This is a genomic window from Thiohalophilus sp., assembly GCF_031581315.1.
Taxonomy (GTDB): domain Bacteria; phylum Pseudomonadota; class Gammaproteobacteria; order UBA6429; family Thiohalophilaceae; genus Thiohalophilus.
The window spans coordinates 1-8,367 of record NZ_JAVLAZ010000079.1 but is presented as its reverse complement, the minus strand read 5'-3'; the positions used below and the strand labels follow the sequence as shown (position 1 = coordinate 8,367).

Sequence of the window (8,367 nt, the reverse complement as noted above, 5' to 3'; positions counted from 1 at the left end):
ACCTGCAGATCGCAGATCTCCTGAAAATAGGGATGCCGGGCCGGGTCCAGACAGTTGGTGAAAAAACGGTCAATCGCATCCCCGCCAAACTGCTGCGGCGGCAGGCTGATACCGTGAATCACCAGCAGGGAGATATCACCGGGATCGGGCCGGGCATTGTAATTGGGCGAGGGACACTGGCGCGCGCCCTGTAACAGCCCGGTGTGGGGATCGATCTGCATTGGATAATCCGATGTCCTTGATTAATAGTCCTGCAGCGGGTGACGTATATCCCGGAGGGCGCAAATTTGTGCGCTTTACATTACACCATTGTCCACAGGCTGTTAATATCAGAAGCGGATTCGCACCCCTGTTCTGACGGAATAAAACAATAATCACGGGAGAAATCGCATGGATAACCTGTTGGCCCGATTGACCGAGTGGACCGGCACCGTGTCGGGATATGCCTGGGGCATTCCCTCGATCGTCCTGCTGGTTGGCACCGGCCTCTATCTGACGATTCGGCTGCGTTTTATACAAATCCGCGGCTTCAAACATTCCTGGCAAGTTATTCGCGGCAAGTACGACAAGCCGGTGGATCCCGGCGAAGTCACGCATTTTCAGGCGCTCTCCACCGCCCTGTCAGCGACCGTCGGCACCGGCAATATCGCCGGGGTGGCCACCGCCATCGCCTTCGGCGGCCCCGGGGCGGTGTTCTGGATGTGGATCACCGCGCTGGTGGGCATGGCCACCAAGTTTGCCTCCTGCTCGCTGGCACTGAAGTTTCGTCGCTTTCATCCCGACGGCTCGGTCTCCGGCGGCCCCATGTATACCCTGCTCTACGGCCTCAACTTCAAAACTCTGGCGGTGCTGTTTGCCGCCTTCACCCTGATCGCTTCGTTCGGGATCGGTAACATGGTGCAGGCCAATTCGGTGGTGGACGGCCTCGCCTATGTGTTTCCCGGGATTATCGATTACCGGCTCGGGATCGGCGTCATCATCGCCATCCTGGTCGGCCTGGTGATCATCGGCGGGATCAAACGCATCGCCCGCGTCACCTCGCGCATTGTGCCATTTATGGCCGTTTTCTATTGCGGCGCGGCCTTACTGGTGCTGTTTTTGAACCTCGACAAAATTCCCGGCGCCTTTGCCACCATCTTCAACCTGGCCCTGAACCCCTGGGCCGCCGGCGGCGGTGCCATCGGCGCGGCTATTCAGTACGGGGTGGCACGCGGCGTCTTCTCCAACGAGGCCGGACTGGGCTCGGCCCCCATGGCCCATGCCGCGGCGCGTACCAGTGAGCCGGCCCGCGAAGGGCTGGTCGCCATGATGGGCCCGTTCATCGATACCATCGTCATCTGCACCATGACCGCGCTGGTGATCGTGATCATGGGCGCCTGGGGCGACGCACGTCCCGACGGCCTGGAAGGCGCGGCCCTGTCGGCCTATGCCTTCGAACAGGGGCTGGGCACCATCGGCAGCTGGGTGGTTGGCATCGGGCTGGTCTTCTTCGCCTATTCGACCATGATTGCCTGGTCCTATTACGGCGATCGCAGCGCCGAGTTCCTGTTTGGCGAACGGGCGGTAATGCCGTACCGCATTGTATTTACCGTGCTGGTGGTGGTCGGTGCCTATGTGCCGCTGCAGCTGGTCTGGAACTTCGCCGACATCGCCAATATTTTGATGGCGGCTCCGAATCTGATCAGCCTGATCCTGCTGGCCGGGCTGGCGAAAAAAGTGTCCGACGATTATTTCAGTCGCATGCCGGGCTGAACACGCTAGAATGGAAGAATGAACCCGGCCTGCTGCGGCATCTATCGACAAGGAGATCGACCTATGAACACATTGCAACGCCTGAAACAGGGATTGCTCCTCAGCCTCGTCGTGGGGCTCGCGGCCTGCGGCGGCAAGACCCAGGTGGAAAGTGATCTGGGTATTCGTGGCGCGCCCGACTGGGTCAACGAAGGCACCCAGTTTCTAAACGATCGTGACGGCCGTCTGTTTCATGGGGTCGGGCATGCGCCGCCAATGGGTGACAATGCGCTGCAAATGTCCACCGCCGATAACCGGGCCCGGGCCGAAGTCGCGCGGATTCTCAGCTCCTACATGGATGTGGTCAGCAGGGATTACAGCGATCACGCCGCCAGTGCGGGACGCTCGGTGAACCGGCAAACCGTCTCGCGACAAATCGATAACCTGACCAAAGTGAACCTGACCGGGGTGAAGATCATCGGCCGCTGGAAGGACGAGGAAACAGGCAATGTCTGGTCCATTGCCGAACTGGACATGGAAAAAATGCAGGACACGCTGGACAGGGTCAACGACATGAACGCCGATCTGAAACGTTATATCAGCGATCAGGGCGGTAACATTTTCGATAATCTGGCGCAGGAGAACTGAGTATGCCGTATCGTACGATTCAAACATTTGCCTTTTTACTTGCCGGAATGACACTGGTGGCGGGACTCACCGGTTGTGGCACCCGGGTTGAACGACTCGAGGCCGACGAGGTGCGCGACCTCAGCGGCGCCTGGAACGATACCGACTCACGCCTGGTCTCCGAAGAGATGATCAATGACATGTTATCGCGTCCCTGGGTCAACGACTTCAAGCGCCGTACCGGCAAGCAACCGGTCGTTATCGTCGGCACCGTGCGCAACCTGAGCCACGAACACATCAATACCAATACCTTTGTCAACGATATCCAGCGTGAGCTGACCAATTCGGGACGGGTGACTTTCGTCGCCTCGCGCGATGAACGTCAGGAGATCCGCGATGAGCGCCTGGATCAGGATATTCACGCCAGTGCCGAAACCCGCAAGGCCATGGGCCAGGAGTATGGCGCGGATTTCATGCTCAGCGGCCAGATCAATACTATCATCGACATGGAAGGCCGCACCCAGGTACGTTATTACCAGGTGGATCTGACCCTGATCAGCCTGGCGGACAATCGCAAGGTCTGGGTTGGTCAGAAAAAGATCAAAAAAGAGGTCGCCAACAGCAAACTACGCTTTTAAACAGCGGGTCAGGGCTGACCCATGTTAACGCGCGTGTTACAACGCCCGTTCCATTACGCCGGCTGTCTTTTGGCCGGCGTAATGCTTTTGCTGCAGGCCGGTTGTGCCAGCTACAGCCGTAATTTCGAGCAGGAAATCCAGACCTTGGCCAGCGAGGATCCTGCCGCCGCGCTAACTGCTCTGGACAAGCAACACCATCCCGAACGTAACCGCCTGCTCTATCACCTGAACAGGGCCATGCTGTTGCACATGCTTGGCGATTACGCTGCCAGCAATGATGAGTTCGAAAAGGCCAAGCAAGTGATCGAGCAATACCAGGCGACCAGCATAAGTGAGGAAAGTGCCGCCTTTTTCATTAACGACGGCACCCGAACCTATACCGGCTCCTCGCTGGAACAGCTGATGCTGCATGTCTACGCGGCGATTAACTATCTGCTGCAAAACCGGACAGACGCGGCGCGTGTGGAAGCCCTGCAGATCGATGTGCGCCTGCGTCAGTTACAGGAATCCGATCCGGATTCCATATTGAGTATCGATCCCTTTGTGCGTTATCTCACCGGCCTGATTTACGAGCAACAGGGTGAAATCGACAATGCCCTGATCGCCTATCGCAAGGCCTATCACGCCTACCTGGAACATCAAAAGGCCTACGGCATCAACGTCCCCCGGATACTCAAACAGGATTTGTTACGCTTCAGCCGACAACTGGGCCTGAACGAAGAGTATGAACGCTACCGGGAACGCTTTGAAGTCAAGGCCCGGACTCTCGACCGCGAACAGAGTGAGCTGATTGTTTTGTTTCACAAGGATCTGGCGCCGATAAAACGCTCGCAACGTATCGCCCAGGTGCATCCCGGCACCGGTTATCTGGTACATTTCGCCCTGCCCGTGTACGAACCGCGTAACAGCCATCTGAGCCACGCCCGGGTTGTGGTCGCCGGGCAACGGGTGCGGACCGAACCAATGGAAGATATCAGCGGCATTGCGCTGCGAACCTTGCAGGAGAACATGCCCGCGATTACCGCCCGGGCTCTGGCACGGGCGGTGGTCAAGTACAAGATGTCGCGCCAGGCGGGCGAAAACGACGGCCTGGCCGGGTTGTTGATGAATATCGCGGGTGTTGTCTCCGAACAGGCCGATACGCGTAGCTGGTTAACTTTGCCCGGTGAAATCCAGATGGCGCGTGTCACACTCCCGCCAGGGGACTATAATGTGAATCTGGAGCTGATCGGAGTGAGCGGCCAGGTGACCCAGAGCCGGCAACTGGGGCAGGTCAACCTGACTCGTGGCAGCAAGCGTTATCTCTCCTATTTATGGTTCCCGGCTTATCCAACAACGAGGCATTAACATGCATACCCCTGCCAGTGTGATTTATCCATTCATCTTTACAACACTGCTCGCCGCACTTGGCGGCTGTGCCTCACCGGATGCGGATTCGGGCATGCCGGCATGGATCAACGGCAACAGCCCGGCCTATCCGGCCGAACAGTATCTGATCGGTCGGGGTGAGGCCGATCATGCCGCTGTGGCACGGGATCGGGCCCGCGCTGATCTGGCCAAGGTATTTGAAGTCAGCATCAGCGAACAGAGTCAAGACATTACCGAATACAGCCGCACCACAGGCAGTGGCGAACAGACCCGGGCCAGTCTGGAATCCGCTGTCTCGCGTCAGATCAGTACCCGCACCGATCAGACCCTGTCGCATATTGAAATCGCCGAGATCTGGCAGGACCCTGAAACCGGGCGTCACTACGCCCTCGCCGTACTGGATCGACTCAAGGCCGGACAACAGTTACGCGAAGAGATCCAGCACCTGGATACCCTGACCGCCGGCGCCATTGAGGCAGCCCGCGGCCAGGATAATATTCTGCGGCAACTGGGCGAGGCCAACCGGGCTGTCGAAACCCAGTTACAACGTCGCGCCCTGCAACGGCAATTACAGGTCATCGATCCGGCCGGTGTCGGGGTACGTAACCGCTACGACCTCGGCCAGCTGTTACAGGATCGCCACGAACTGGCCCGACGTATCCGCATCGAAACCCGCATCCGGCAAGATTCCAGCGGACAGTTACCGGCTCTCATTGACGGCGCGCTGGCGGAAGCCGGTTTCAGCCAGGTGGATCAAAACGCCAACTTCCGACTCGATGCCTATCTCGATCTCTCCACCTTCCCCGAGCAGAACTGGCACTGGATTCATGGCACCTTGCAGATTGTCCTGACCTCGCTAAGCGACGACGCCGTGCAGGGCAGCCATCGCTGGGAAGTCAAGCAGGCCGCCAGTCGTCCGTTACTGGCCCGCCAACGCGCCATGGATAATCTCAACAAACGACTCAGCCGTGAGTTGCGCAACGTTATCATCGGCTTTGCCGACACAAAATAAAGGTCGTTTATGCCCTTTACCGTCTCTTCGCAACTGATTCAACAGCAGGTCGAACAGGCCCTGACCGAGGATATCGGCAGCGGTGATGTAACAGCCGCACTGTTGCCTGAAGATAAACCGATCACCGCGACAGTGCTCAGTCGACAGAATGCCGTGCTCGCCGGCTGTGACTGGTTCGGGGAGGTCTTTCGGCAACTCGACCCGTCCGTCGGGATCCGCTGGCACTGTGCCGACGGTGACCGTGTCGTAGAAGATCAGATAGTCTGCGAGTTGCAGGGTTCGGTGCGACCGGTGGTCACCGGCGAGCGAACGGCGCTCAACTTCTTACAAACACTCTCTGGCACCGCCACCACGACCCGCCGTTATGTCGATCGCATTGCCGGTACCGGCGCGCAGGTGCTGGATACCCGTAAAACCCTGCCCGGCCTGCGCCTGGCGCAAAAATACGCGGTCAGTTGTGGGGGCGGCAGTAACCATCGCATCGGTCTGTATGACATGGTCTTGATCAAGGAGAACCACATTACTGCTGCCGGCTCCATACTCGACGCCGTCAAAACCGCCCGGCGACTGTCGCCGAAACTCGAGATCGAAGTGGAAGTCGAAAACCTGGAACAACTCGACCAGACCCTGCAGGCCGGCGTGGAGCGCATCCTGCTCGACAACATGAGTCTCAAGACACTCCGGCAAGCCGTTACACTCAATAGCGGCCGGGCCAGACTGGAAGCCTCCGGCGGGATTACCTTTGATAATATTCGCGATGTCGCCGAAACCGGCGTCGACTTCATCTCCGTCGGCGCCCTGACCAAGGACGTTCAGGCCGTGGATCTGTCGATGCGAATCAAAGAAAATTAGTGCTGAGTGCTGAGTGCTGAGTGCTGAGTGCTGAGTGCTGAGCAGATTGTCATTCCGGCGAACGCCGGAATCCAGCGGTGCGTACTGTAAGCGGGAAGAATATACCCCAACCGGAGCCGGTGCCGGAATGGCGGGATTCAGCTGTAGGCCGATATAGCGCAGCGGTATCGGGCAACATCCGGATTGCCGGACACCGCTTCGCTATGTCCGGCCTACCCTCTCAAAACTCAGTACTTAGTACTCAGAACTCGGTACTTATTCAAGTCCCGGCGAACGCAGTTCATATTGGGTAAATTCCTTTTTTACGATCCAGACTTCCCCGAGCCTGACGGGCAAGCGCGAGCCGTCGTTACGAATCAATTTGAGGGGATCGCCACTTTTTACTTCCAATCCCGGAGTAACGATGAGCTTCCACTGGTTATCCAGATCCTTCACAAGGATGGCCGCATGGCCGGATTTTTCCTGCATGTCTTTCTCGTTTTGAATCACCACCGCTTCAGCGTGTGTGGAAAGACGAACGATAGCCACTTCCACGCGGTGATCGTCGGTACGGTGCAAACGATTGATATACCCCAGGGTTACCCGGTGTAATTCGGCATCGACCGGACCGAATGCCACCAGCTGCCCGATTTTAATCGGCGTACTGAATGCCGTCTCTTCAGTACCGATCAACAGGCCGCCCGAGCTGAAATTAATCATGGCCCACTGGGTCACCATGTGTGACCTGTCATCCTCCGCTAACAGGGAAGACTGGCGTGCGAGTTTGTCGACAAACTGGCGGGAATCCATGATTTTTTGCAGATCCCGGGAAGAGATATCGCGCAGCAGTCGCATCACCTCTTCACGTCCGAAGTACACCCGCAGGGCATCATAGGTATGTACCCGATGGCGTTTTTGCTGTCGGTTTCGTTGGCGAAGCCCGATCAGCATCGACTCCAGTACCGGCAGGCGCTCCTCTTCTTTGACGACCTGCAGCGGCTTGCTGAGTTTACTGGCATCGTAGTTACCGAGGAATTTCATTTTGCCGATGGTTTCATGCTCCCTGACCAGGGCGTTATATAGACCGGTATAGTCGATGAGGATGCTCGGGCCGCCAATGTCTTCCCGGCGCTGAAATTGTGGAGGGCCGTTGCTGTGTAGATAGGTCACCAGCGTTCCCGGTTGCAACGGGGCGCGATCATCGGCCTTGATCTGAAAACTCTCCGTTCCCAGGCTGGCAAGATAGGCATCGGGCACATACAACATGCCGGTCGGCCAGCTGTTGGTCTCCAGCAAACCAAATAACTGAATGGACAGATAAATTTCCTGCATCGACCCCTTCGGAGTGCTGCTGCGCTCCGACTTATCCTGCCGGCTTCGAACCCCGACCGTGCCCAGCAAATTCAGCTGGCCATTCACGGCGTTGTGCAACAGCATGGAGAAAAAAACCTGGTTAACATCCAGCCAGTCGGTTTTGCTCATCTTCTGATAACGCAGGGCCTTTAACCGCTGAATCAGCCGCAACAACTCGATAATCCGCAGGCCCCAGGCATACAGTTGCTGCTGATGACGCGCGAACGTCGACGGACTGGCGTTGTAATCGGCGTGAAACAGCAATTTGTAACTGATCGCCACCTGCTCCACAGCCTTGATACTGGCCTCCAGCGCATTACGCCGCTCGTTACTCTCCGGCAGGCTGCTTTGCTCGGCCTGAAATTTCTCATACCACATGGCCACCACCGGATAAATCTGCCCCAATACTGCCTGGGTCAGCTGCTCGCGTTTTTCCGGCTTCATTTTCAGGCGATTGAGATTCGCCTGGATACGCACGGCTTCTTCCAGCAGCCGCACTGGCGCCCGCTGGTAATTGGTCAGCGTCTGCAGGTAGCGTTCCCTGTCGAGTTCCTTACGCTCGGCATCCTTGTAAGGTTTGGTGAGATTGCCGAAATGGCCAAACTGGCTGCTATCAAGGTCAGGGGCTGGTTTGTCAGTTCTCGATTTTGTTGTAAACAGCATGGCGTCAGTTCTGTTATGTCGACAGTCGTCGGCCTCCGTGTCCGATCAGTGGTTAGTTTCTATTCTAATCATATAACAATTCTCTAGCCATGCCATCCCTGGCGAAACACGGTATCAGGGTAAACCCTGAGCTGATGACGAGTT

At 57.3% G+C, this 8,367-nt stretch carries 7 protein-coding genes and 1 pseudogene; 6 read left to right on the top strand and 2 right to left on the bottom strand.

The features are described from left to right. Positions 1-221: pseudogene (locus RI563_RS10685) on the bottom strand (N-acetylmuramoyl-L-alanine amidase); the annotation flags it as partial. Positions 222-399: 178 nt separating this feature from the next. Between RI563_RS10685 and RI563_RS10680 the strand changes: the two are divergent. The 6 genes from RI563_RS10680 (at position 400) to nadC (ending at position 6,228) form a co-directional block, all read left to right on the top strand. Further along, positions 400-1,752 (top strand): alanine/glycine:cation symporter family protein, encoded by a 1,353-nt coding sequence (locus tag RI563_RS10680; protein ID WP_411293575.1) that lies wholly within the window; start codon positions 400-402, stop codon positions 1,750-1,752. A 63-nt stretch (positions 1,753-1,815) separates the two neighbouring features. Continuing rightward, on the top strand, positions 1,816-2,379 hold the full coding sequence (locus RI563_RS10675) for a hypothetical protein (RefSeq protein WP_310694369.1): 564 nt from the start codon (positions 1,816-1,818) through the stop codon (positions 2,377-2,379). A 2-nt stretch (positions 2,380-2,381) separates the two neighbouring features. Then, complete coding sequence (locus RI563_RS10670) at positions 2,382-2,996, top strand: penicillin-binding protein activator LpoB (RefSeq protein ID WP_310694368.1); 615 nt, start codon at positions 2,382-2,384, stop codon at positions 2,994-2,996. 21 nt (positions 2,997-3,017) lie between these two features. Then, the gene (locus RI563_RS10665; protein ID WP_310694367.1) at positions 3,018-4,343 is read left to right on the top strand and encodes a hypothetical protein; all 1,326 of its coding nucleotides are present in this window, start codon (positions 3,018-3,020) and stop codon (positions 4,341-4,343) included. 1 nt (position 4,344) lies between these two features. Beyond that, positions 4,345-5,376 carry an LPP20 family lipoprotein gene (locus tag RI563_RS10660; protein ID WP_310694366.1) on the top strand — a complete coding sequence of 344 codons (1,032 nt, stop codon included), beginning with the start codon at positions 4,345-4,347 and terminating at the stop codon, positions 5,374-5,376. A gap of 9 nt (positions 5,377-5,385) precedes the next feature. Continuing rightward, positions 5,386-6,228: a carboxylating nicotinate-nucleotide diphosphorylase gene (nadC, locus tag RI563_RS10655; RefSeq protein ID WP_310694365.1), complete on the top strand. Its 843-nt coding sequence runs from the start codon at positions 5,386-5,388 to the stop codon at positions 6,226-6,228. A gap of 255 nt (positions 6,229-6,483) precedes the next feature. On the opposite strand, the gene RI563_RS10650 is transcribed toward nadC, so the two are convergent. Continuing rightward, entirely contained in the window at positions 6,484-8,223 is a 1,740-nt protein-coding gene (locus tag RI563_RS10650) for a hypothetical protein (RefSeq protein WP_310694364.1), read from the bottom strand. Positions 8,224-8,367 lie beyond the last annotated feature (144 nt).

Coding starts and splice junctions, on each gene's coding strand:
- RI563_RS10675 (WP_310694369.1), top strand. CDS start 1,816: ATGAACACATTGCAACGCCTGAAACAGGGATTGCTCCTCAGCCTCGTC.
- RI563_RS10670 (WP_310694368.1), top strand. CDS start 2,382: ATGCCGTATCGTACGATTCAAACATTTGCCTTTTTACTTGCCGGAATG.
- RI563_RS10665 (WP_310694367.1), top strand. CDS start 3,018: ATGTTAACGCGCGTGTTACAACGCCCGTTCCATTACGCCGGCTGTCTT.
- RI563_RS10660 (WP_310694366.1), top strand. CDS start 4,345: ATGCATACCCCTGCCAGTGTGATTTATCCATTCATCTTTACAACACTG.
- nadC (WP_310694365.1), top strand. CDS start 5,386: ATGCCCTTTACCGTCTCTTCGCAACTGATTCAACAGCAGGTCGAACAG.
- RI563_RS10650 (WP_310694364.1), bottom strand. CDS start 8,223: ATGCTGTTTACAACAAAATCGAGAACTGACAAACCAGCCCCTGACCTT.